23 protein-coding genes and 1 pseudogene are annotated in these 19,950 nt (G+C 60.5%); 7 read left to right on the top strand and 17 right to left on the bottom strand.

Going from position 1 to position 19,950, the window contains the following annotated elements:
• Window positions 1-32: 32 nt before the first annotated feature.
• Window positions 33-1,034, bottom strand: coding sequence for a cellulose biosynthesis protein BcsN (bcsN, locus tag AC1DJO_RS15940; protein WP_477949760.1), 1,002 nt, complete (start codon window positions 1,032-1,034; stop codon window positions 33-35).
• Between the two features lie 306 nt (window positions 1,035-1,340).
• On the opposite strand from bcsN, the gene AC1DJO_RS15945 reads away from it, so the two are divergent.
• Entirely contained in the window at window positions 1,341-1,562 is a 222-nt protein-coding gene (locus tag AC1DJO_RS15945; RefSeq protein WP_477971671.1) for a hypothetical protein, read from the top strand.
• A 66-nt stretch (window positions 1,563-1,628) separates the two neighbouring features.
• On the top strand, window positions 1,629-1,946 hold the full coding sequence (locus AC1DJO_RS15950) for a DUF1236 domain-containing protein (protein WP_477971673.1): 318 nt from the start codon (window positions 1,629-1,631) through the stop codon (window positions 1,944-1,946).
• Between the two features lie 63 nt (window positions 1,947-2,009).
• On the opposite strand, the gene AC1DJO_RS15955 is transcribed toward AC1DJO_RS15950, so the two are convergent.
• From AC1DJO_RS15955 to AC1DJO_RS15980, 6 genes and pseudogenes are all read right to left on the bottom strand, one after another.
• Window positions 2,010-2,600, bottom strand: coding sequence for a MerR family transcriptional regulator (locus AC1DJO_RS15955; protein WP_112389606.1), 591 nt, complete (start codon window positions 2,598-2,600; stop codon window positions 2,010-2,012).
• A gap of 110 nt (window positions 2,601-2,710) precedes the next feature.
• A complete protein-coding gene (locus AC1DJO_RS15960; protein WP_112389605.1) occupies window positions 2,711-3,049 on the bottom strand; it encodes an integration host factor subunit alpha in 339 nt (112 codons plus the stop codon).
• 110 nt (window positions 3,050-3,159) lie between these two features.
• Entirely contained in the window at window positions 3,160-4,131 is a 972-nt protein-coding gene (locus AC1DJO_RS15965) for a beta-ketoacyl-ACP synthase III (RefSeq protein WP_477971675.1), read from the bottom strand.
• 19 nt (window positions 4,132-4,150) lie between these two features.
• Window positions 4,151-5,197, bottom strand: coding sequence for a phosphate acyltransferase PlsX (plsX, locus tag AC1DJO_RS15970; RefSeq protein ID WP_112389603.1), 1,047 nt, complete (start codon window positions 5,195-5,197; stop codon window positions 4,151-4,153).
• Between the two features lie 101 nt (window positions 5,198-5,298).
• Complete coding sequence (locus tag AC1DJO_RS15975; RefSeq protein WP_112389602.1) at window positions 5,299-5,853, bottom strand: DUF177 domain-containing protein; 555 nt, start codon at window positions 5,851-5,853, stop codon at window positions 5,299-5,301.
• A gap of 10 nt (window positions 5,854-5,863) precedes the next feature.
• Window positions 5,864-6,453, bottom strand: a pseudogene (locus AC1DJO_RS15980) (ubiquinol-cytochrome C chaperone family protein).
• Window positions 6,454-6,644: 191 nt separating this feature from the next.
• Here AC1DJO_RS15980 and AC1DJO_RS15985 point away from each other — a divergent pair.
• Window positions 6,645-7,169 (top strand): outer membrane protein assembly factor BamE, encoded by a 525-nt coding sequence (locus AC1DJO_RS15985; protein ID WP_112389600.1) that lies wholly within the window; start codon window positions 6,645-6,647, stop codon window positions 7,167-7,169.
• Window positions 7,170-7,247: 78 nt separating this feature from the next.
• Here AC1DJO_RS15985 and AC1DJO_RS15990 read toward each other — a convergent pair whose 3' ends face one another.
• The 3 genes from AC1DJO_RS15990 to ribH all read right to left on the bottom strand — a co-directional run bounded on the left by AC1DJO_RS15990 (window position 7,248) and on the right by ribH (window position 10,531).
• Window positions 7,248-9,389 carry a sodium-translocating pyrophosphatase gene (locus AC1DJO_RS15990; protein WP_112389599.1) on the bottom strand — a complete coding sequence of 714 codons (2,142 nt, stop codon included), beginning with the start codon at window positions 9,387-9,389 and terminating at the stop codon, window positions 7,248-7,250.
• Window positions 9,390-9,590: 201 nt separating this feature from the next.
• On the bottom strand, window positions 9,591-10,073 hold the full coding sequence (gene nusB / locus AC1DJO_RS15995) for a transcription antitermination factor NusB (RefSeq protein WP_112517016.1): 483 nt from the start codon (window positions 10,071-10,073) through the stop codon (window positions 9,591-9,593).
• Window positions 10,070-10,531, bottom strand: a complete 462-nt coding sequence (gene ribH, locus AC1DJO_RS16000; protein WP_112389597.1) for a 6,7-dimethyl-8-ribityllumazine synthase — start codon at window positions 10,529-10,531, stop codon at window positions 10,070-10,072. The genes nusB and ribH overlap by 4 nt, the downstream gene beginning before the upstream one ends.
• Before the next feature lie 334 nt (window positions 10,532-10,865).
• On the opposite strand from ribH, the gene AC1DJO_RS16005 reads away from it, so the two are divergent.
• The 3 genes from AC1DJO_RS16005 to AC1DJO_RS16015 all read left to right on the top strand — a co-directional run bounded on the left by AC1DJO_RS16005 (window position 10,866) and on the right by AC1DJO_RS16015 (window position 12,400).
• Window positions 10,866-11,225, top strand: coding sequence for a hypothetical protein (locus AC1DJO_RS16005; RefSeq protein WP_112389596.1), 360 nt, complete (start codon window positions 10,866-10,868; stop codon window positions 11,223-11,225).
• 118 nt (window positions 11,226-11,343) lie between these two features.
• Window positions 11,344-11,847, top strand: coding sequence for a cupin domain-containing protein (locus AC1DJO_RS16010; protein ID WP_477971677.1), 504 nt, complete (start codon window positions 11,344-11,346; stop codon window positions 11,845-11,847).
• Window positions 11,848-11,866: 19 nt separating this feature from the next.
• Window positions 11,867-12,400 (top strand): GNAT family N-acetyltransferase, encoded by a 534-nt coding sequence (locus AC1DJO_RS16015; protein WP_477971680.1) that lies wholly within the window; start codon window positions 11,867-11,869, stop codon window positions 12,398-12,400.
• Here the strand turns inward: AC1DJO_RS16015 and AC1DJO_RS16020 are convergent.
• The 5 genes from AC1DJO_RS16020 to AC1DJO_RS16040 form a co-directional block, all read right to left on the bottom strand.
• Window positions 12,363-12,983 (bottom strand): riboflavin synthase, encoded by a 621-nt coding sequence (locus AC1DJO_RS16020; RefSeq protein ID WP_112517018.1) that lies wholly within the window; start codon window positions 12,981-12,983, stop codon window positions 12,363-12,365. The two genes, AC1DJO_RS16015 and AC1DJO_RS16020, sit on opposite strands and share 38 nt — an antisense overlap.
• Window positions 12,983-14,266: a bifunctional diaminohydroxyphosphoribosylaminopyrimidine deaminase/5-amino-6-(5-phosphoribosylamino)uracil reductase RibD gene (gene ribD, locus AC1DJO_RS16025; RefSeq protein WP_477971682.1), complete on the bottom strand. Its 1,284-nt coding sequence runs from the start codon at window positions 14,264-14,266 to the stop codon at window positions 12,983-12,985. Before ribD ends, AC1DJO_RS16020 begins: the two co-directional genes overlap by 1 nt.
• Before the next feature lie 3 nt (window positions 14,267-14,269).
• Entirely contained in the window at window positions 14,270-14,746 is a 477-nt protein-coding gene (gene nrdR, locus AC1DJO_RS16030) for a transcriptional regulator NrdR (RefSeq protein WP_112389591.1), read from the bottom strand.
• Window positions 14,747-14,755: 9 nt separating this feature from the next.
• Window positions 14,756-16,054, bottom strand: a complete 1,299-nt coding sequence (gene glyA, locus AC1DJO_RS16035; protein ID WP_112517020.1) for a serine hydroxymethyltransferase — start codon at window positions 16,052-16,054, stop codon at window positions 14,756-14,758.
• Window positions 16,055-16,403: 349 nt separating this feature from the next.
• Window positions 16,404-17,711 carry a L,D-transpeptidase family protein gene (locus AC1DJO_RS16040; RefSeq protein WP_112389589.1) on the bottom strand — a complete coding sequence of 436 codons (1,308 nt, stop codon included), beginning with the start codon at window positions 17,709-17,711 and terminating at the stop codon, window positions 16,404-16,406.
• A gap of 632 nt (window positions 17,712-18,343) precedes the next feature.
• Here AC1DJO_RS16040 and AC1DJO_RS16045 point away from each other — a divergent pair.
• Window positions 18,344-18,613, top strand: coding sequence for a hypothetical protein (locus tag AC1DJO_RS16045; protein ID WP_477971684.1), 270 nt, complete (start codon window positions 18,344-18,346; stop codon window positions 18,611-18,613).
• Window positions 18,614-18,829: 216 nt separating this feature from the next.
• Here the strand turns inward: AC1DJO_RS16045 and ldtR are convergent, their stop codons facing one another.
• Window positions 18,830-19,345 carry a transcriptional regulator LdtR gene (ldtR, locus tag AC1DJO_RS16050; RefSeq protein WP_112389587.1) on the bottom strand — a complete coding sequence of 172 codons (516 nt, stop codon included), beginning with the start codon at window positions 19,343-19,345 and terminating at the stop codon, window positions 18,830-18,832.
• Between the two features lie 130 nt (window positions 19,346-19,475).
• Complete coding sequence (locus tag AC1DJO_RS16055; protein ID WP_112389586.1) at window positions 19,476-19,913, bottom strand: DUF6163 family protein; 438 nt, start codon at window positions 19,911-19,913, stop codon at window positions 19,476-19,478.
• Between the last annotated feature and the right edge of the window lie 37 nt (window positions 19,914-19,950).

Raw genomic sequence — 19,950 nt, forward strand, 5'->3', positions numbered from 1 at the left:
AAAACCGGGCCTGATGGCCCGGGCATGCCCGTCTATCTCCGGCAGGCGGCCGTCATGGCCGCATCGCCTATGCAGTCTGGCGAGGGGACGGCGACACCGCCTGCCCGCGCGGATTGTTGTGCGGGAGCCGCAGGCTGCGCTGGAGCGCCCGGGACTACCACCTGTGAACTCTGCGCCGGCGCATCCGGAAGCGGCACGCGCGGCCCGACCGGCGCCAGCTGCTGCACCACGGTCTGCGGTGCAGTGGCCGGCTGAGCCGCCACGACGGTGCGCCGCACGGCAACGCGGTTGACGGCCGGTGGTGCGGGCTCATAGCCCAGCGGCATCGACATCTGGCGATAACCGCCATCATCTGGATAGATCGGGCTGCCGGTCCGGCCGAGCGTCGGATCGGCGCCGCGGACATCGCCGTAGGGGTTCCAGATTTCGCCGTTCAGCGTACCGGTGATCGTATAGCCATACATGACGGCCAGCAGCTGCCGCTCGCTGGCGCGGGCGTCACACAGCCGGAGCTTGACCTGGATCATGCCGAAATTGCGCGCCTGGGTATGCGCCGCATGGCTGGACCGGATCTGCTGCCAGCCGTAGATGCAGGTATCGCCGCCACGGCTGCGGCCGGAGGCATAGGAGAACGGTCCGTAGCTGTTTTGCAGGAATGTCGTGTTGCGTGCCATCGCGACACCGGGGACCGCGCCAAAGGCTTCGCGCGACATCGCGGTTTCGCCGAGCATCTTGTAGCCGGCGCCGCCGGTATCCGGATTGGAACCGCTGGCGCCGAGAAACTGAACCTTAAGAAAGTTCTGACCGGGAACGGAAGACGAGGTGAAGAGCGCCAGCGTCTGCTCGACACCGTTTCCGCGCTTCGTCTCGATGACGCTGACGATCGACGGACCACCCGGCGGCGGCAGAACAAGCGCCTTTTCGCTGGCCACGGCCTCGGGCGCCGACGGCTGCTTGACGCTGCCGCTCGTCGAGGTACAGCCGGACATGACGCCCGCGACCGCAACGATCGATATCAGATTCAGCAAACGCATGTCAGGGAGCCGCCGTTATCGTCTTTCCTGTTCCCCAGACGGGGAGATTCGCGCGACGGTTTCTCGAATCAACGAGCCGCCCGCATTCAGGATGGAATAAACGACGCTTATGGTTAATCACTTATTAATGTGATACGCAGACTTCGCATGGACAGAAGTTACCCTGGCCATTTCAGACAGCGCCAAGCTGCGGACGAATAATGTTTTTTAGTAACATCTCAATTACCATTGCCGCGCTTGCTGGTTGAAATGCGTCGCCGCCGCACGCACATTGACCTATATGCAGGAGGAGATGCGGAGGTTTCCATGAACGCGATCACAGAACGCGCGATGCACGATCCGGTCGCCCCTGACGAGGTCGATGTGCTGCAGGGCGTCTTCGATGCCATCATTGCGGAACGCCGTCTCAACAAGCAGAGCGTCGATGCGCTTCAGGTCGCCCGCGATGTGATCCGCTTCTACTTCGACGGCATTCACAACCACGACACGTTGCTGGACATGGTGCGTGCGGAGCAAGCGGCGGGCTGAGTGTGGGGAACAACGAATATCCAGCGGCGTTTTGATCTCAGCTGGGTAGGAAAAGGAGTTCACACCATGCGCAAGACCATGCTGGCCACGGCCGCCGTATTTCTGACGGTCAGCTCTGCCGCGTTCGCGCAGAGCACTGTCATCGTCACCGATCCCGCGCCGACAGGCGCAATTGTCCTTCCAGGACAAGTCCGCACCTATGTGATGGAGCAGCAGGTACCGTCGGTCGTCTATGATGGCGATGTCGTCGTCGGCACGACTCTGCCTGACACCGTCGAAGTCCACACTGTTCCGGATGCAGACGGCTATGCCTATACGGTCATCAACGATCGCCGCGTGATCGTGGAGCCGCAGACGCACCGCGTCATCCAGGTTCTCGAATAACGTCTACACAAAAAGCGCGGGAGCAGATACTTCCGCGCTTTCGACTTCCGTGGATCCAATTGATTAGCGCACCTGATCGAGCAGGCGCTTGCATTCCAGGAGATCGTAGAGCGCTTCCTGAAGCAGGGCCCGGTCTTCCTTGCCGACGCTGGATTTGCCGATCGATACGTCGGCCTGTTCGTCTTCACCGCTGACGAAATTGAAGAAGCGGCGGGTGATCGGCGCTTTGGCGCGCCCGACCAGCTGATCCTCGTCGGCCATGCTGACCCGCGGCTCGGACGAGGCCCCTGCTCCATCCTTGGAACTCGCAGCCAGCGCCTCGACGCTCGCAAGATCGCCATGGGCGACCGAGACCACGAACTTGTTGCCATTGGTCTTCAGGAGTTTCTGCACGCCCTTGATCGTATAGCCATGATCGTAAAGCAGATGCCGGATGCCCTTCAGCAGATCGACATCCTCAGGACGATAATAGCGGCGTCCACCGCCGCGCTTCATCGGCTTTATCTGCGGAAAACGGGTTTCCCAGAAGCGCAAGACGTGTTGCGGCAGATCAAGGTCATCCGCAACTTCGCTGATGGTTCGAAAAGCATCAGGGCTCTTGTCCAACGTCCTACTCCCTACGCGACCTCGGTGGCGGTCCAATCCGCGACTCATCATATTTCAACGGTTTGAAGCGTCGAATTCAAGTCACGTCTTCGCGTTCCCACAGATCGCGGGCAATGACATCAATGATTTATCGATTATGCACAGTGCCCGGGATGGGCTCAGGAGGCCGGATTGACGGGCTTCTGCTTCACCTTGCGAAGGGTATGCGCCTTGAGAATCCGGGTCTTCAGGACGTTTGACGCCTTGAAGGTCATGACGCGGCGGGGTGAAATCGGCACTTCTTCGCCGGTCTTCGGATTGCGGCCGATGCGCTCGTTCTTGTCGCGGACCTGGAATGTCGCGAAGGACGAAAGCTTGACGGTCTCGCCGCGGACGATCGCGTTGCAGATCTCGTCGATCACGGTTTCGACAAGCTCGGCGGATTCCGTTCGCGAGAGGCCTACCTTCCGGAAAACCGATTCCGCCAGGTCTGCTCGCGTCACTGTCTTTCCGGTCATGGTTTCCCCGCCCAAACTACAAAATATCTTATGAAAGCGAACAAAGACTATTTGTCTTGTGCCTTACGGTCAAGCTCTTGTTCGTCGCCAGTTTTTCGCGATTTATGCCGTTACCAGCGCAGCAATACGGCGCCCCATGTGAAGCCGCCGCCCATGGCCTCCAGCATCACCAGATCGCCCTTCTTGATGCGGCCGTCACCGGCCGCAACGGCGAGCGCCAGCGGAATGGAAGCCGCCGAGGTGTTGCCATGGAGATCGACGGTAACGACGACTTTTTCTGGGGCAATGTTCAGCTTCTTGGCCGAACCGTCGATGATGCGCCGATTTGCCTGGTGGGGGACCAGCCAATCGAGATCGTCAGACGTCGTGCCGGTCGCCTCGAAGGCTGCGGTAATGACGTCGGTGATCATGCCGACCGCATATTTGAAGACCTCGCGGCCTTCCATGCGCAGTTTGCCGACAGTGCCGGTGCTCGACGGGCCGCCATCGACGAAAAGCTTGTCCTTGTGGGAGCCGTCAGAGCGAAGATGCGCGGTCAGAACGCCACGGTCCGAGGTCTTGCCCTCGCCTTCTGCGGCCTCCAGCACGATCGCGCCGGCACCATCGCCGAACAGAACGCAGGTGGTGCGATCGTTCCAGTCGAGAATGCGGGAGAAGGTTTCGGCGCCGATGACCAGCACGCGCTTGGCGAGACCGCCGCGAATATAGGCGTCCGCCGTCGTCACCGCATAAACAAAGCCGGTGCAGACAGCCTGAACGTCGAAAGCGAAGCCATGGCTCATGCCGAGACGGTTCTGGATGTTGACGGACGTCGCGGGAAACGTGTTGTCCGGCGTCGAGGTGGCACAGATGATGAGATCGATGTCGGCGGGCGTCAGGCCGGCGTTATCGAGGGCGGCACGGGCCGCGGCCTCGCCGAGCGACGAGGTCGTCTCGCCCTCGCCCGCAATGTAGCGCTGGCGGATGCCGGTGCGCTGGACGATCCACTCGTCCGACGTATCGACAACGTCCTCCATGTCACGATTGGTCATTACGCGTTTCGGAAGTGCGGATCCGAACCCGCGAACCACTGAACGGATCATAGTTGCTAAACCCCGTCGCTCACGCAGCTTCCGGCCCGATCGGGGGCAGCCGCTTGGCGTGATATTTCTTAAGATCGTTTTCTATTTTCTGATTGAGGCCATTCTTGGCCATGTCGTAACCGACTTCGATCGCGGCAGCGATGCCTTCGGCATTGGCGCCGCCATGGCTCTTGATGACGATGCCGTTGAGACCGAGGAACACGCCGCCATTGACCTTGCTTGGGTCCATCTTTTCACGGAGCAGATCGAAGGCGCTCTTGGCAAGCAGATAGCCGATCCTGGCCATCAGCGTGCGCGACATCGCCTCGCGCAGCAGCGTGCTGATCTGTTTGGCGGTGCCTTCCGCCGTCTTCAGGGCGATATTGCCGGAGAAACCCTCGGTGACGACAACGTCGACCGTGCCCTTACCGATATCGTTGCCCTCGACGAAGCCGGAATATTCGAGCGACTCGATTCCCGCTTCGCGAAGCAGGCGACCGGCCTCCTTGACTTCGTCCTGACCCTTGACCTCTTCAACGCCAACATTCAGCAGACCGACCGTCGGGCGTTCGAGATCGAAAAGTGCACGCGCCATGGCGCCGCCCATCAGAGCGAAGTCCATCAGCTGCTGCGCGTCCGCGCCGATCGTGGCACCCACATCGAGAACGATGCTTTCGCCGCGCAGCGTCGGCCAGATCGCGGCAATCGCCGGACGCTCGATATTGGCCATCGTCCGCAGACAGAATTTTGACATGGCCATCAGCGCGCCGGTATTGCCGGCCGAAACCGCAACATCGGCCTCACCGGTCTTTACGGCCTCGATGGACCGCCACATGGTCGAGACATAGCGGCCGCGGCGCAGCGCCTGGCTGGGCTTCTCGTCCATGCGGACGGCAAGCTCGCAGTCATGGAAAACAGACTTGTCGCGGAGTTTGGGAAAATTCGCCAGAACCGGATCGCACTGCTCTTTCAACCCGTAGAAAGCGAAGGAGATATCCGGATGCCGCTCCAATGCCTTTGCGGCACCTGGGATGACAACCTGGGGACCAAAGTCGCCACCCATGAGGTCGAGAGAAATTCTAATCACGCGTCCCTGATCCTTCTTTTCGCCGGGGAGGCGAAATTTCGGCCAAAATACCGGTTTTCGTAACGCTTACAACTCAAATATGTCAAATACCCAACGGGTATTCAGTCCTTCTTCCAGTCTTTCAGCGCAGCGAACGGCGAAGGCTTCTTGTCCTTCTGGCCGTCATCTTCGATGTGTCCGGAAAACTCGATGCCAGCCTTGCGGGGATAGGGATCGATTGCCAGGGCCGCAAATTCAGTCACCACGGCGCCGGCATCGATACTGTCGCCAACAAAGGCTTCCGGCAGATCGGGACCATCGGGATCCAGCACCATCTCGCCGGCATCATTGGCCGGGCGGCGGGCAAGCTTGGAATTTTCAGGCACGAAGATCTGCTCGAATTGCTCGTCGATATCAGAGGGCACCGGTTCGAGCGTGACGACGCAGGCCTGAACGATCTTGGCTCGCACCCTGCCCTTGACGCGGATGCCGTCCTTTTTCCAGCGGTTGATCTGCAGCTCGGCGCGCATTTCGTCGACCGCCAGGATATCCCAGCTCTCGGCCAGCGCCTTGCGCTCCTTCTCGTCCGCCTCAAGGCGAACCTCGACGGGGTTTGCCGAGACATGGCCAACCTTCACGAGGTAGGAAAAGGGAATGGCGTCATCCTGATGTTTCATTACGTCCTCCTCAGACCGCTTCCGGCAGCGTTGCTGAACCGGTGGCGATCTGGTCTTCGGATTGTCCGGACAGAGCAGCTTCCGCCTTGAACATCCAGCCGCTCAGTGCGCTCATATCAGCCGGGGCTTCCGCCTTCGGGTGGATATTGCGGGACAATGCCGTGGCAAGCTCCTCGCTATTTCCTGCGTCCATCGCCTTCGAATAGGCTTCGAGACGGCCATAGAACATGCCGGCGAGTTTCTTCATGCGCTTCGGCACGCTGTTGTCGCCGATACCGAGCTCGCGGATCGAATAGTCGATATCCTGAAAGAAGGCATCGACGATCTCCTGGGCGATCTCCTGGCCGCTCGTGCCGGAGGCGCGGGTGCGGCGGAAGAACAGGATCATGACAAGCGACAGCATCTCGAAACGGCCCATGACCGTGTCGGGCACATTCATCGTCTCATAGAATTCGGGCATACGGGCCGCAGCCGTCAGCGTCGAATACTGCCGTTCGACGATCGCCTGATTGTTGTTTTTCTTACGAAAGAGCCCGAAGATCATTGTTTTTTCCGGAAATGCCTCATTCTTCACGCGGAGTTGCGTGGGCCGTGTTGCATGAATTCGAAAGCTGGTTTACCGAAGCAGGCGCGAATTGCAATGCCGAAGGTGGCCACTTTCGGGACAGCGCCCTTTCAGGGCTGCGACGCGGCGAATTGGGAGAATTCGACCCCGGAAAGGCCACAAAGGTTTTGCATCAGCGGTGCTCAAGCATGGCCCAAAGCCGCCTACCGATACTCAAGGGGAGTAGATGTCGTTGAAGAAACGGTATTTCAAGTCTGACGTAAAGTTCTTCAGCAGCGCGGCCATTGCGATCATGATTGCTTCAGCGGGACTGACCGGCTGCCAGACCGGCACCGTGCTGAACGGCGGCTATGTCGTCGATGCGGAGTCGCTCAACCTCGTTCCCGAGGGTTCCAGCCGCGAGCAGGTCCTGCTTTCGCTCGGCACGCCTTCGACGACCGCGACCTTCGACAACGAAGTCTTCTATTATATCTCGCAGCGCCGCACGCGCTCCGTCGCCTTCCAGAAGCTGAAGGTGGTGGACCAGACGGTTCTCGCCATCTATTTCGACAAGGACGGCGTCGTGGCGCGGCGCGCCAACTACACGCTCCAGGACGGCAAGGTGTTCGACACGATCTCGCGCGTCACGCCGACCGGCGGCCGCGAACTCACCTTCCTGCAGCAGGTTCTCTCGGGCGGCGCAGGCAGCGCGGCAAAGAGCCTGTTCGGCACACCGGACGGCAATCCTCAGAACCCGGCAAGCATCAAGTAAGACTGCGATTGCAGGAACAATCAAGAAACCCGCCGGATCGCTCCGGCGGGTTTCTTCGTTTCAGGCTATCGCCTCCCCTTACATGCCGGCGAGGATCGCAAGCAGCAGAAGTGCGACGATATTGGTGATCTTGATCGCCGGGTTGACGGCCGGACCAGCGGTGTCCTTATAGGGATCGCCGACGGTATCGCCGGTGACGGATGCCTTGTGGGCTTCCGAACCCTTCATGTGGCGGTTGCCGTCCTTGTCGACGAAGCCGTCTTCGAAGGACTTCTTGGCGTTGTCCCATGCCCCGCCGCCCGAAGTCATCGAGATGGCGACGAAGAGACCGTTGATGATCACGCCGAGCAGCGAAGCGCCGAGCGCCGCAAAGGCCGAGGCCTTGGAGCCGGAGATCAGGAGAACGCCGAAGTAGACGACGATGGGCGCCAGAACCGGCAGCAGCGAGGGGATGATCATCTCGCGGATTGCCGCCTTGGTCAGCAGGTCGACGGCGCGGCCGTAGTCAGGCTTTTCCGTGCCCTGCATGATGCCCGGCTTTTCGCGGAACTGCTTGCGCACTTCCTCGACGATGGCGCCCGCCGCGCGCCCGACGGCCGTCATGGCGATACCGCCGAACAGATACGGGATCAGGCCGCCGAACAGCAGGCCGGCGACAACGTAGGGGTTCGACAGATCGAAGGAGATCGTGCCGATGCCTGCGAAATACGGATACTGGTCGCCATGGGCGGCGAAGTATTGCAGGTCGTTGGCATAGGCGGCGAACAGCACCAGCGCGCCGAGACCGGCAGAACCGATTGCATAGCCCTTGGTGACGGCCTTCGTCGTATTGCCGACGGCGTCGAGCGCGTCGGTCGACTTGCGCACTTCAGGCGGCAGATGCGCCATTTCGGCGATGCCACCGGCATTGTCGGTGACCGGACCGAAGGCATCGAGTGCCACGATCATACCGGCAAGGCCGAGCATCGAGGTGACTGCGATACCGGTGCCGAACAGGCCGCCGAACTGGTAGGTCGCCAGGATACCGCCAACGATGACGATGGCGGGAAGCGCTGTCGATTCCAGCGATACTGCAAGGCCCTGGATAACGTTGGTGCCGTGACCGGTCACCGATGCCTGTGCGATCGAGACGACGGGGCGCTTGCCGGTGCCTGTATAGTATTCGGTGATGACGACAATGAGCGCCGTAACCACAAGGCCGACCAAACCGCAAATGAAGAGGTTCGTGCCAGTGATCTCATGTCCGGCAACGGTGCCGAGCGAGCCCCAGCCAACGGTCAGCGATGTGGCAATACCAAGACCGACGATCGACAGCAGGCCGGTGACGATCAGGCCCTTGTAGAGAGCGCCCATGATCGAACCGTTCGAGCCGAGCTTGACGAAGAAGGTGCCGATGATCGAGGTGATGATGCAGACGCCGCAGATCGCCAGCGGATAGATCATCGCCGATTGCAGGATCGGTGCGCCGGCAAAGAAGATCGCCGCCAGCACCATCGTCGCGACCACGGAGACCGCATAAGTCTCGAACAGGTCGGCCGCCATGCCTGCGCAGTCACCGACATTGTCACCGACGTTATCGGCGATCGTGGCCGGGTTGCGTGGATCATCTTCCGGGATACCCGCTTCCACTTTACCGACGAGGTCGCCGCCGACGTCAGCACCCTTGGTGAAGATGCCGCCGCCGAGACGAGCAAAGATCGAGATCAGCGATGCACCGAAGCCGAGCGACACAAGCGCATCGATGACCTCGCGCGATCCGGATTCATGACCGAGAATGCCTGTCAGGACGTAATAATAGATCGACACGCCGAGCAGCGCGAGACCGGCAACGAGCATACCCGTGATGGCGCCGGACTTGAAGGCGATATCGAGGCCAGCCGCGAGGCTGTGGGAGGCGGCCTGAGCCGTGCGCACATTGGCGCGGACGGAAACGTGCATGCCGATGAAACCGGCAGCGCCTGAAAGCACGGCGCCGATCAGAAAGCCGATCGCGGCCGTCCCGGAGAGAAGCAGCCATGCTGCAATGAAAACAACGATACCGACGACCGAAATCGCCTTGTACTGACGCGTGAGATAGGCCTGTGCGCCTTCGCGGATATAGCCCGCGATTTCTTGCATGCGGCTATTACCCTGATCGGCGGCCAGCACCGAACGGGTCGTCCAGATGGCATAGACCACCGAGAGCAGACCGCATGCGATTACGCATAAAAGAATGTTCATTTCGCTCTTTCCTCCAAAAGTGCTGCCGGTGCACTTCTCCGCCCCGACCACGAACGCAGCCGAATCGTCTTCTCTCCTCAGAAACGCTCTAGCTTTGCGTGCGGAGATTGCTTGGTGGAAAACACGACGTCAAGACCGCAGAGGCTAAAACCCTTGCAGCACAACGGATTGAGAGATTTGGTCCGATAGAAGACGCGAAGTCTATTTCCGCGTGTCGCCGCGTACCTGCTTGGCGATGCGGTCGAGGACGGCGTTGACGAGCTTGGGCTCATCATCCTCGAAGAACGCCTGGGCGATCTCCATATATTCGGTGACGATCACGGCGACAGGCACGTCCTTGCGGTCGGTCAGCTCGAAAACGCCGGCGCGCAGGATTGCACGCACAGTGCTGTCGAGGCGCGAAAGCGCCCAGTCGTCCTGCAGCGCGGACGCGATCAGCGGGTCGAGGCGCAACTGTTCACGCACGACGCCCGAGACGATGGAGCGGAACCACGACGGATCGGCCTTGAGATAGGTTTCGCCGTCGATTTCCTGGCCGAGGCGATGCGCCTCGTATTCGGCGACGATTTCCAGAACGCCGGTACCGCCGATATCCATCTGATAGAGCGCCTGAACGGCAGCAAGACGCGCAGCGCCCCGCTGGTTTGCCGCCTTTACCTGACGCTCCGGAGTTTCATTGCTCATTCAAGCCCACCCAGTTTCTTCTTCAGCTCGATCATCGTGAGAGCTGCACGGGCGGCAAAGCCGCCCTTGTCCTTGTCGGAGCGGCGGACGCGTGCCCAAGCCTGCTCGTCGTTTTCAACCGTCAGAATGCCGTTGCCGATGGCAAGCGACTCGCTGACGGCGAGATCCATCAATGCGCGCGACGACTCATTGGAGACGATATCGAAATGATAGGTTTCGCCGCGAATGACCATGCCGAGGGCGACAAAGCCGTCATACAGCACGCCACCATTATCTGCGCCGTCGAGCGCCATGGCAATCGCCGCCGGAATTTCCAGCGCGCCGGGAACCGTCACCACGTCGAAGGTCGCGCCGGCTTCCTTCAGCGCGAAGCTCGCACCTTCGAGGAGTGCGTCAGCCATGTCGTCGTAGAAGCGTGCTTCAACGATCAAAATGTGGGGAGCATCGGCCCGCGCCATGTGTCACCTTCGGTTTTAGAGAACTCGCCATGCGGCAGGCCGCGGTCAAAACATGCCTTCGCGCGAATGGCAAGCAAATTCCGATCATGGCTGAAATGCAAAACCTGAAATCCTTGCAAGTGCATAGAACCAAGCCATGCTGCAGCGCATCAACATGCGGTTTCCACCGCCCCGAATAAGGCATAAAAAAGGCAACGAAGATGAAGAATAATTAACGCGATTTCAGTGACTTAAGCCATTGAAGGGGCGGCTTTGGCGCCCCAATTCCTTTCTCGTAACGCCGACGATCCCCTGCACGACAGCCGACCGTCCGGGCAGATGAAAGGATACTACCATGAACCGCGTTGCCAAACTCGCCATCGTTTCCGCCCTCTCCTCCCTCGCCTTTGCCGGCGTCAGCCGTGCGGAAAGCCTTGGGATGAACTCCGCCCCCGGCATCGAGCAGACCTTGCGCTCGTTCCAGGGCAACTTCGCCGTCCAGCAATATCAGGACTGGCGCAACATCGACAGCATGGACCAGTTCGGCCCGCGCTCGGCCCCGATCCGCGATGCTCAAGAAGTCCACCAGATCCAGGCCTCGATCGACGCCAACAGGAGCCTTACCCGAAAGCTTGCTGATCAGGGCATCAGCGTCAACAACGTCATCAACGTCGAACAGGCGGCCGATGGCAGCCTGACGATCTTCACCGATTGACATCAACCACGACCAGGGAAAGGCGGCGTGCTGAGCGCCGCCTTTCCCTATATCTCTATCCCCGCTCTTGAAAACCACTGCCGAATGATGGTCTGTTGCCCTCCAAGGGAGACGAAACATGCCATCAGAAAAGACGACACCCGTCATCAACCCCGCCGGGTTGGAACTCGAGCACTGGACACAGGGCACCCTTTACGAGAGCACCGACATTTCCTTCGGGAAGCTTCTCGGCCTTTCCAATCTCGGCGTCAGCTATAACGAGGTGCCTCCGGGCAAATCGGGTTGCCCCTTCCACAATCATCATGTCGAAGATGAGCTGTTCATCGTTCTCTCCGGAAGCGGCGAATACCGCTTCGGTGCCGAACGGCACGCGATCTCCAAAGGATCGGTTCTCGGCGCACCGGCCGGCGGGCCCGAGACGGCGCATCAGATCCTCAATACCGGGACCGAACCGCTGATCTACATGGGCGTCTCGACGATGTCGCCGACGGAGATCGTCGAATATCCCGACTCCGGGAAGTTTCTGGCCAAGACCCGCAAGGATGGTGGCTACCCGAGCTTCCGGGTCATCGGCCGCACCGATGAAAGCCTGGACTACTGGCATAACGAGCCTGGCGCATAAAAACAGAAAGCGATTTTCGATGTTGAATATTCCGACGATCGAGACGGAGCGCCTGATCCTGCGCCCGCACCGCAAGACCGATTTCGAGGCCTACGTCACCTTCTGGGCTGACGAGGACGTGGTGCGCCACATCACCGGCGTGCCGAGCACACGCGAACAGACCTGGGCGCGGCTGCTGCGCGCCACCGGCATGTGGCACCATATGGGCTTCGGCTTTTTGGCCATCGAGGAAAAGGAAACCGGCCGCTTCGTCGGCGAATGCGGCTTTCTCGAAACCCGCCGCGAGATGACGCCCTCGATCGAGGGCACGCTGGAGACCGGCTGGGCGCTGTCGCCGAACTTCCATGGCCGCGGCTATGCCAGCGAAGCGCTGCAGGCGATGATCGCCTGGGCCGAGCAGCGCTTTCCTGACATGGAGATGACCTGCATTATCTCGCCGGAAAACGCGCCGTCGATCCGACTTGCGGGAAAGCTCGGCTTCCGCGAAGTGACGCGCACCGATTACAACGGTGAGATCATTCTGTTTTCGCGGACGGAAACTCTGCGAGCCTAGCGGCGTAGCGGGCCATGGTATCGACTTCGAAATTGACGAAGTCGCCCGCCTTGCGCTCGCCCCAGGTTGTCACCTCGAGCGTATGGCGGATCAACAGCACGTCGAAATCGGTGCCATCGACGGCATTGACGGTCAGCGACGTGCCGTCGAGGGCGATCGAACCCTTGGGAGCGACAAATTTCGCCAGATGTTCGGGTGCCCGCAGGCGGTAACGGGTGGCATCGCCTTCTGCCGTCACCGAGAGGATTTCGGCCTTGCCATCGACATGGCCGGAAACGATATGGCCGCCGAGCTCATCGCCGATTTTCAGCGAGCGCTCGAGATTGACCCGGCTGCCTTCTTTCCAGGTAGCGATCGTCGTCAGCCGCAACGCCTCTTCCCAGGCCTCGACCTCGAACCAGCGGCCGTTGCTGCCTTCGGCGGGCAATCCCGTGACCGTCAGGCAGACGCCGGAATGCGAGATGGACGCGCCCATGTCGATGGTCGCCGGATCGTAACTCGTGGCGACGCGCAGCTTGACGCCCTCGTTCATCGCGGAAACGGATTCTATCCTGCCCATATCGGTAACAATGCCGGTGAACATCAAAGCTCTCTTTCGTATTCGTCCATTCGGTCGGGCCCGAATGCAAATGTGCCCCTCAGGGCGAAACCGGATGGCATATCGGTCTTCGTCACCGGCGATTCAATACCGTCAGTGCCGATCACGACGTCACCCTGGTAGAGCTGGATGCGATCGATGAGACCGGCGTCGAGGAAAAGCCTTGCGGTCCCGGCGCCGCCCTCGATGATCAGCGAGGAGATGCCACGGGATGCGAGCGCCGGGAGCAGGACTTCCGGGTGATAGGGATTGCAGTAGAGAATTTCGATGCCGAGCGCTTCGAGGGCGGTGCGGCGGGAGTCCAACTCGCTGGTGTCAGTGGTTGGGTTACCCCCCTCTGCCCTGCCGGGCATCTCCCCCTCAAGGGGAGAGCTTGGCTGGGGGCGGCCGCTCGTTCCAGTTTCGCTTGTTTGGGGAGATGCTATCCGTGAGTCGATCTCCCCCCTTGAGGGGGAGATGTCCGGCAGGACAGAGGGGGGTGTTCCCTCGACGACAGCCAGATCCGATAGCTCTTCCCGCGCCACCACAATCACCGGCACATCCCGCGCCGTCCGCGCCAGCTTGCCGGTCACCGGCAGCGACAGAATCGGATCCAGGACGATGCGCACCGGCGAGCGGGTCTCCTGTCCGGCGATCCGCACCGTCAGTTCCGGATCGTCGGCAATGGCCGTGCCGATGCCGATCAATATCGCGTCCGATTCCGCCCTGAGCTTCTGCACCTCGGCGCGCGCGGCCGGCCCGGTAATCGCCACCTGCCCCTCGCCGCGGCGGCCGATCATGCCGTCGGCGGAAACCGCAAGCTTGAGAGTCACATAGGGCCGCTTCTTCGTCTGGCGTGTGAGATAGGCGGCGAGCGAGCGCCTGCCCTCCTCTTCCAGAACGCCGGTATCCACTGTGATGCCGGCATCCTCAAGCATGGCGATGCCGCGGCCGGACACGCGCTCGTCGGGATCGGTAACGCTGATCACCACGCGGGAGACGCCGGCCGCAATCAGCGAATTGGCGCAAGGCGGTGTCTTGCCGAAATGTGAGCAGGGTTCGAGCGTTACATAGGCGGTGGCGCCCTCGGCACGGATGCCTGCCTCGGCAAGCGCCTGCGGCTCGGCATGCGGGCGGCCGCCGATTGCCGTGGTGCCGCGCCCGACGATCTCGCCATCCTTGACGACGACGCAGCCGACAGACGGATTGGTCGAGGTCTGGCCAAGATGCAAAAGGCCGAGGCGGATCGCCTCGGCCATATAGCGTTCGTCATCTGTCGAAGTGCTCATCGCTCAGCTATCCAGCGTATCGCGGCCGATCTTGGCGTTGATCTCCGAGATGACCTTTTCGAAATCCTCGGCATGCGAGAAATCGCGGTAGACGGATGCATAGCGGACGAAGCCGACGTCATCGAGGCTTTTCAGCGCCTCCAGCACCTGCAGGCCGATGGCCTCGGAGCTGATTTCCACTTCGCCCGAACTTTCGAGACGGCGGACGATTCCGGAGACGGCCCGCTCGATCCTGTCGCGATCGACCGGGCGCTTGCGCAGCGCGATCTCGAAGGAGCGAACCAGCTTGTCGCGGTCGAACGGCACCTTGCGGCCGGTCTTCTTGACGACCATCAGCTCGCGCAGCTGCACGCGCTCGAAGGTCGTGAAGCGGCCGCCGCAATCGGGACAGATACGCCTGCGGCGGATGGACGTGTTGTCCTCCGCCGGGCGTGAATCCTTGACCTGTGTGTCTTCCGATCCGCAGAATGGGCAGCGCATGCGCTATCCTTAGCCGATGTAATCGTACATTGGGAAGCGGTTGGTGAGGTTCATCACCTTGTCCCGCACGGCGGCTTCGACACCGGCATTGCCTTCGTCGGAATTCGCGGCCTTCAGGCCGTCGAGAACCTCGACGATCAGCTTGCCGATTTCCTTGAATTCCGCTTCCTTGAAGCCGCGGGTCGTACCGGCAGGCGCGCCGAGACGGACGCCCGAGGTGACGAAGGGCTTTTCAGGGTCGAACGGAATGCCGTTCTTGTTGCAGGTGATGAAGGCGCGGCCGAGCGCCTGTTCGGCGCGCTTGCCCGTCGCGTTCTTCTTGCGAAGGTCGACCAGCATCAGGTGGTTGTCGGTGCCGCCGGAAACGACATCGAGGCCGCCGGCGATCAGGGTTTCGGCAAGCGCCTTGGCGTTCTTGACGATCTGTGCCGCGTAATCCTTGAACTCGGGCTGCAGCGCTTCGCCGAAGGCAACTGCCTTGGCAGCGATGATGTGCATCAGCGGACCGCCCTGGAGACCCGGGAAGACGGCCGAATTGAACTTCTTCGCCAGATCCTCGTCATTGGTGAGGATCACGCCACCGCGCGGGCCGCGGAGCGACTTGTGGGTCGTGGTCGTGGCAACGTGGCAATGCGGGAACGGCGACGGATGCTGGCCACCGGCAACGAGACCGGCGATGTGGGCCATGTCGACCATCAGATAGGCACCGACGCTGTCGGCGATCTCGCGGAAACGCTTCCAGTCCCAGATGCGGGAATAAGCGGTGCCGCCGGCGATGATCAGCTTCGGCTTGGTTTCCTCGGCCTTGCGGGCAACTTCGTCCATGTCGAGCAGGTTGTCGCCTTCGCGCACGCCGTAGGACACGACGTTGAACCACTTGCCGGACATGTTGACAGGCGAACCATGCGTCAGGTGACCGCCCGAATTGAGGTCGAGACCCATGAAGGTGTCACCGGGCTGCAGCAGCGCTAGAAACACGGCCTGGTTCATCTGCGAACCGGAATTCGGCTGAACGTTGGCAAAGTTGACGCCGAAGAGCTTCTTGGCGCGCTCGATCGCCAGTTCTTCGGCGATGTCCACATACTGGCAGCCGCCATAGTAACGCTTGCCCGGATAACCTTCGGCGTACTTGTTGGTCATGATCGAGCCCTGGGCTTCCAGAACCGCACGGGAAACGATGTTTTCCGAGGCGATGAGTTCGATCTCATGGCGCTGGCGGCCGAGCTCCTTGCCGATCGCGCCGAAGATCTCAGGATCGGTATCGGCGAGCGAACGATTGAAGAAGGTCTGTGTGGAAGCATTGGTCATGGCGGGCTCCTCAACTTGAATGGCCGCAGCTTTAGCCTTCCGTTTGCGCCAGAGCAATACGAAGAACGACATTTGCTGGGCAATCTACGCGCGGTGCCAAGGTCTTGGTGTACCGGGAGGGCGCGCCCTCCTCCTTGGCCCTCATTCCTGTGCCTGTCACAGGAATCCAGCCACGGCGCGTCCGCGCCGTGAATGAAACTTCTTAGCTTAAAAGAAGGGTCTTCCGCGCCCAAGGACTTGGGCGCACTGGATCCCTGTGACAAGCACAGGGATGAGGGAGGTGAGGTTTTGCCTCAAACAAAAAAGGCCGCGCAATCGCACGGCCTTTCCAAACTCAAAACACCAGCCCTTACTGAACCGGCTGTTCCGTTGTCGCCGTCGTATCCAGCGCCAGTTCGGCATTGCCGTCCATCTGGTAGATGTCGTCGCGGAACTGGACGACGCCGTCGGGCATGCCCCACGCGGAGATGTAGACGAAATAGACCGGCACTTCTTCAGAGAGCTTGATCGGCGTGTTGACGCGGCTGGCGATGACCTGCTCCATCTGCTGGCGCGGCCAGCCCGGGGTCTCGCCGAGCAGCCAGGTCGTCAGGTCGCGCACATTCTGGACCCGGACGCAGCCCGAGGATTCGAAGCGCATCAGCTTGTTGAACAGGCCCTGCTGCGGCGTGTCGTGCATGTACTCGCCGTTCTTGTTGTAGAAGTTGATCTTCGTCGAGGCCATGGCGTTGATCTTGCCCGGGTCCTGACGGAACATCAGGTTCGGGGCCTTCTCGGCGTTCCAGTCGATGGTTTCAGGGGCGACTTCGGTGCCCTTGCCGTCGATCAGGCGAATGTTGTTGCGCGTCAGGTAGGTCGGGTCCTTGCGCATCAGCGGCACGATGTCCTTTTCGACGATCGAGCGTGGCGCGGTCCAGTAAGGATTGAGGATGACCTCGTAGATCTTCGAATTGACGAGATGGGTCGGGCGGCTCAGGCGGCCGACGATGGCGTTGTGGCGGGTGGCGACGGCGCCATCCTGAACGGCTTCGACGTAAGCTGCCGGAATATTGACCATGACGTGACGGCGGCCGAGCTCTTCCGGGAAGGTCTGCAGGCGGATCAGGTTGGTGTTCAGCTGCTGCAGGCGGACATCGACCGGAATGTTCATCGCCTTCAGCGTGAACTCGCCGATAACGCCATCGGACGGCAGACCGTGACGAGCCTGGAAGCGCTTGACGGCACCGTCGACATAAGAATCGAACGAGGACGACATGCCGGCTTCCTGCGGAAGGTCACCGGTGGCGAAGAGACGCTGGCGCAGCGCCTGGACCGACTGATCGGTGACGCCGAGCTGCAGGCGCTGGTCGGCAGGCGGATTGACCGTCGGCCAGCCGCCGGCAGATGCGATCTGCTGGTACTGGGCGATCGCCTGCTGCATGCTGGAAACGGATTGGGGACCGAGGATCGGGGTATTAGAAACAATGGCGTTGGCGGTGCGCGATGCGGCCTTGGCATCGAACTGATCGTCCCAGTCGCCGCGGCGCGGCGCGTTGATCAGCGCGTCGACGGCCGTCTGCGCCAATGCCGGGGCGGCCAGGGCGCTGACGCCGAACGTGGCCGCGGAGGCCAGAAATGCGCGGCGCGAGAGAGCTTCAATTCCGTTTTTCTTCGACATAGTCCCAACCAATGAATGCCGCAGGCTTGAGAGGAAACCGCGGGCTTTGCGAGTCACTGCGCGATAACGCAGACCACTATCATTCCGTTCTCTGGCGCATCACAAAATTTCCGCCACCGGGCATCACAAGATTGCGAGCCGGAAACGTGAAGGCGTGAAATGCTGTCTGAGGGCGCCGTCTACCGTCTTTCCGCTGCCATACCAATATGGCCAATTCGTGTCGCCTGCCCTTTCGAAGATCTACCGGCGGTAGGTTCAAGACAGGTGAACGGCACGGACCAAACCATATCAATGCGTAAACGGTGCTGGTTAATAACGGCTAAAAAACGGCCTGAATACAGGCGATTACGCTTGGGTCGGATGCGTTGCAAAGATGACACGCTGGTGGTGAGTGAGGTTAACTAAGGCAAAATCCGGCCTTGCGTGGCTCCGTCGCCTTGCGACCCACCAAGGACTGGCGGAGGCAAGCGCCAATGCTATTTCCGATTGTCATGCCCCAATCAAAACAATCTAAACGCGAGCAACCGCAGATTATTCGCACCTGAAAGGCAGCGGTACCCCCAAGTTTTGCGATGGCGACGTTCGGCAAAGGCCGATAACGTCTTCACGATTCGGTGCCACAGGAGCTGACAATGGTTGAACGGAAATACGTTGTGACTGCTGAAATCTTTTCTCGCGAAGAGGACGGCACGAGCCAGGAAGACGGCTCGCGGGTCTACAAATCCTACCTGAGCAGGGAAACTTGGTCCTTCCCCGAGACCGCCACCCTCGGCGAAATCATGAAGGCAGTCGATGACGCCAGCGGATATGCACATAGCGTCACCATCACGCCTGATCGCTATTCCCATAAGCTGCACCTTGAAGAGCGTCATGCAGCGCTGAAGGCGAGAGACAGAAACTAGGGCTCTGCCCCGACGCGCCGCAGAAACCCTCACAAACTCGGCCTGATATTGAGCCAGTGGCCGGGATGCAGGGCCGACCGGACCCACGCGGCTCCGTTTTTACGGGCGCACAATTGACTCACAAACGGACGTAACGGGGCGCCTTCTCTCGCCCCGTTACGTCCGTTTTGCCACTTTGAATTGTTACCGAGCCATCGGGAATAACAGCTCAGGAACTTAGAGGCGGTACATAATGCTGTCGTTCCAGAAGCGGTCGAGGCGCTGCAGGAGCTTGTTCATCTGGGTGAATTCGTCAGTGCCGATGCCGCCGACCTTGTCGATCGAGGTGATGTGGCGTTCGTAGAGCTTGGCGACCGTTTCGGCGATCTCGGTGCCGGTTTCCGTCAGGCTGATGCGGACGGAGCGGCGGTCGATGCGCGAGCGCTGGTGGTTGATGAAGCCGAGGTCGACGAGCTTCTTGACGTTGTAGGAAACGTTGGAGCCCAGGTAGTAACCGCGCGAGCGCAGCTCGCCGGCGGTCAGTTCCGAGTTGCCGATGTTGAAAAGCAGGAGCGCCTGGATGGCGTTGACGTCGCTGCGGCCCTGACGGTCGAACTCGTCCTTGATGACATCCAGAAGACGGCGGTGAAGACGTTCAACAAGATGAAGGGATTCCATGTAAAGATCACGGATGTCCTGGTCCTGCTGGTCACGGAAGTTCGATACCGCCTGCGGCTTGATTTTCGTGTTCATGATGACTGCCTCACTGTTTGTTTGGCGGTGTTGGTTTTCTTCCCGCCTTGAGACAGACCCTATCGAATACAAATAAAATTCTACTTAAACTGCAGGCTTAACAGCACCTTACCGGAAACCTCCCGTTGTATCAGGGTAAATCAACGCTTACCTGACGGCGCTGCCTGCGCTTCTCGAACCACAATGCGATGCGGAAAGCCAGGTACATCAGCGCCACCAATCCATGTGTCAAAACAATGAGTTTGTTGGAGCCGAAGATCTCCGGCAGGACGCCGTGCATCAGCACCTGCAGGCCTGCGGCGAGCACCCAGACGACCGGTCCCCAGGACACCGTCAGCCATAGGCCAAGCGAGGCAACGGGGAAGACGACGGCCAGCGTCGTGGCGCAAACTTTCCAGGGCAGACTGAGCAGATCGAAGCGGCCGGCTCCAACAAGCGAGTAGCCGACCAGCATGCCCCAATATTGCAGGCCGAACCAGAAACAGGTGATCGCCACCAGCCTCAGGAAGAGGATGAACATCAGGTCGGTCAGCGTGCGTTTCGGCAGGGCCGGAGAATCGTTTTCCATGGGGCGGACTTTATGTTTGCCTTCTGCACTTCGCCAG

Source organism: Rhizobium sp. 05N430 (assembly GCF_056396985.1).

Excerpts from the sequence above, each read along its gene's own strand:
- bcsN (WP_477949760.1), bottom strand. The coding sequence starts at position 1,034 with ATGCGTTTGCTGAATCTGATATCGATCGTTGCGGTCGCGGGCGTCATG.
- AC1DJO_RS15945 (WP_477971671.1), top strand. The coding sequence starts at position 1,341 with ATGAACGCGATCACAGAACGCGCGATGCACGATCCGGTCGCCCCTGAC.
- AC1DJO_RS15950 (WP_477971673.1), top strand. The coding sequence starts at position 1,629 with ATGCGCAAGACCATGCTGGCCACGGCCGCCGTATTTCTGACGGTCAGC.
- AC1DJO_RS15955 (WP_112389606.1), bottom strand. The coding sequence starts at position 2,600 with ATGAGTCGCGGATTGGACCGCCACCGAGGTCGCGTAGGGAGTAGGACG.
- AC1DJO_RS15960 (WP_112389605.1), bottom strand. The coding sequence starts at position 3,049 with ATGACCGGAAAGACAGTGACGCGAGCAGACCTGGCGGAATCGGTTTTC.
- AC1DJO_RS15965 (WP_477971675.1), bottom strand. The coding sequence starts at position 4,131 with ATGATCCGTTCAGTGGTTCGCGGGTTCGGATCCGCACTTCCGAAACGC.
- AC1DJO_RS15975 (WP_112389602.1), bottom strand. The coding sequence starts at position 5,853 with ATGAAACATCAGGATGACGCCATTCCCTTTTCCTACCTCGTGAAGGTT.
- AC1DJO_RS15985 (WP_112389600.1), top strand. The coding sequence starts at position 6,645 with ATGTCGTTGAAGAAACGGTATTTCAAGTCTGACGTAAAGTTCTTCAGC.
- AC1DJO_RS15990 (WP_112389599.1), bottom strand. The coding sequence starts at position 9,389 with ATGAACATTCTTTTATGCGTAATCGCATGCGGTCTGCTCTCGGTGGTC.
- nusB (WP_112517016.1), bottom strand. The coding sequence starts at position 10,073 with ATGAGCAATGAAACTCCGGAGCGTCAGGTAAAGGCGGCAAACCAGCGG.
- ribH (WP_112389597.1), bottom strand. The coding sequence starts at position 10,531 with ATGGCGCGGGCCGATGCTCCCCACATTTTGATCGTTGAAGCACGCTTC.
- AC1DJO_RS16005 (WP_112389596.1), top strand. The coding sequence starts at position 10,866 with ATGAACCGCGTTGCCAAACTCGCCATCGTTTCCGCCCTCTCCTCCCTC.
- AC1DJO_RS16010 (WP_477971677.1), top strand. The coding sequence starts at position 11,344 with ATGCCATCAGAAAAGACGACACCCGTCATCAACCCCGCCGGGTTGGAA.
- AC1DJO_RS16015 (WP_477971680.1), top strand. The coding sequence starts at position 11,867 with ATGTTGAATATTCCGACGATCGAGACGGAGCGCCTGATCCTGCGCCCG.
- AC1DJO_RS16020 (WP_112517018.1), bottom strand. The coding sequence starts at position 12,983 with ATGTTCACCGGCATTGTTACCGATATGGGCAGGATAGAATCCGTTTCC.
- ribD (WP_477971682.1), bottom strand. The coding sequence starts at position 14,266 with ATGAGCACTTCGACAGATGACGAACGCTATATGGCCGAGGCGATCCGC.
- nrdR (WP_112389591.1), bottom strand. The coding sequence starts at position 14,746 with ATGCGCTGCCCATTCTGCGGATCGGAAGACACACAGGTCAAGGATTCA.
- glyA (WP_112517020.1), bottom strand. The coding sequence starts at position 16,054 with ATGACCAATGCTTCCACACAGACCTTCTTCAATCGTTCGCTCGCCGAT.
- AC1DJO_RS16040 (WP_112389589.1), bottom strand. The coding sequence starts at position 17,711 with ATGTCGAAGAAAAACGGAATTGAAGCTCTCTCGCGCCGCGCATTTCTG.
- AC1DJO_RS16045 (WP_477971684.1), top strand. The coding sequence starts at position 18,344 with ATGGTTGAACGGAAATACGTTGTGACTGCTGAAATCTTTTCTCGCGAA.
- ldtR (WP_112389587.1), bottom strand. The coding sequence starts at position 19,345 with ATGAACACGAAAATCAAGCCGCAGGCGGTATCGAACTTCCGTGACCAG.
- AC1DJO_RS16055 (WP_112389586.1), bottom strand. The coding sequence starts at position 19,913 with ATGGAAAACGATTCTCCGGCCCTGCCGAAACGCACGCTGACCGACCTG.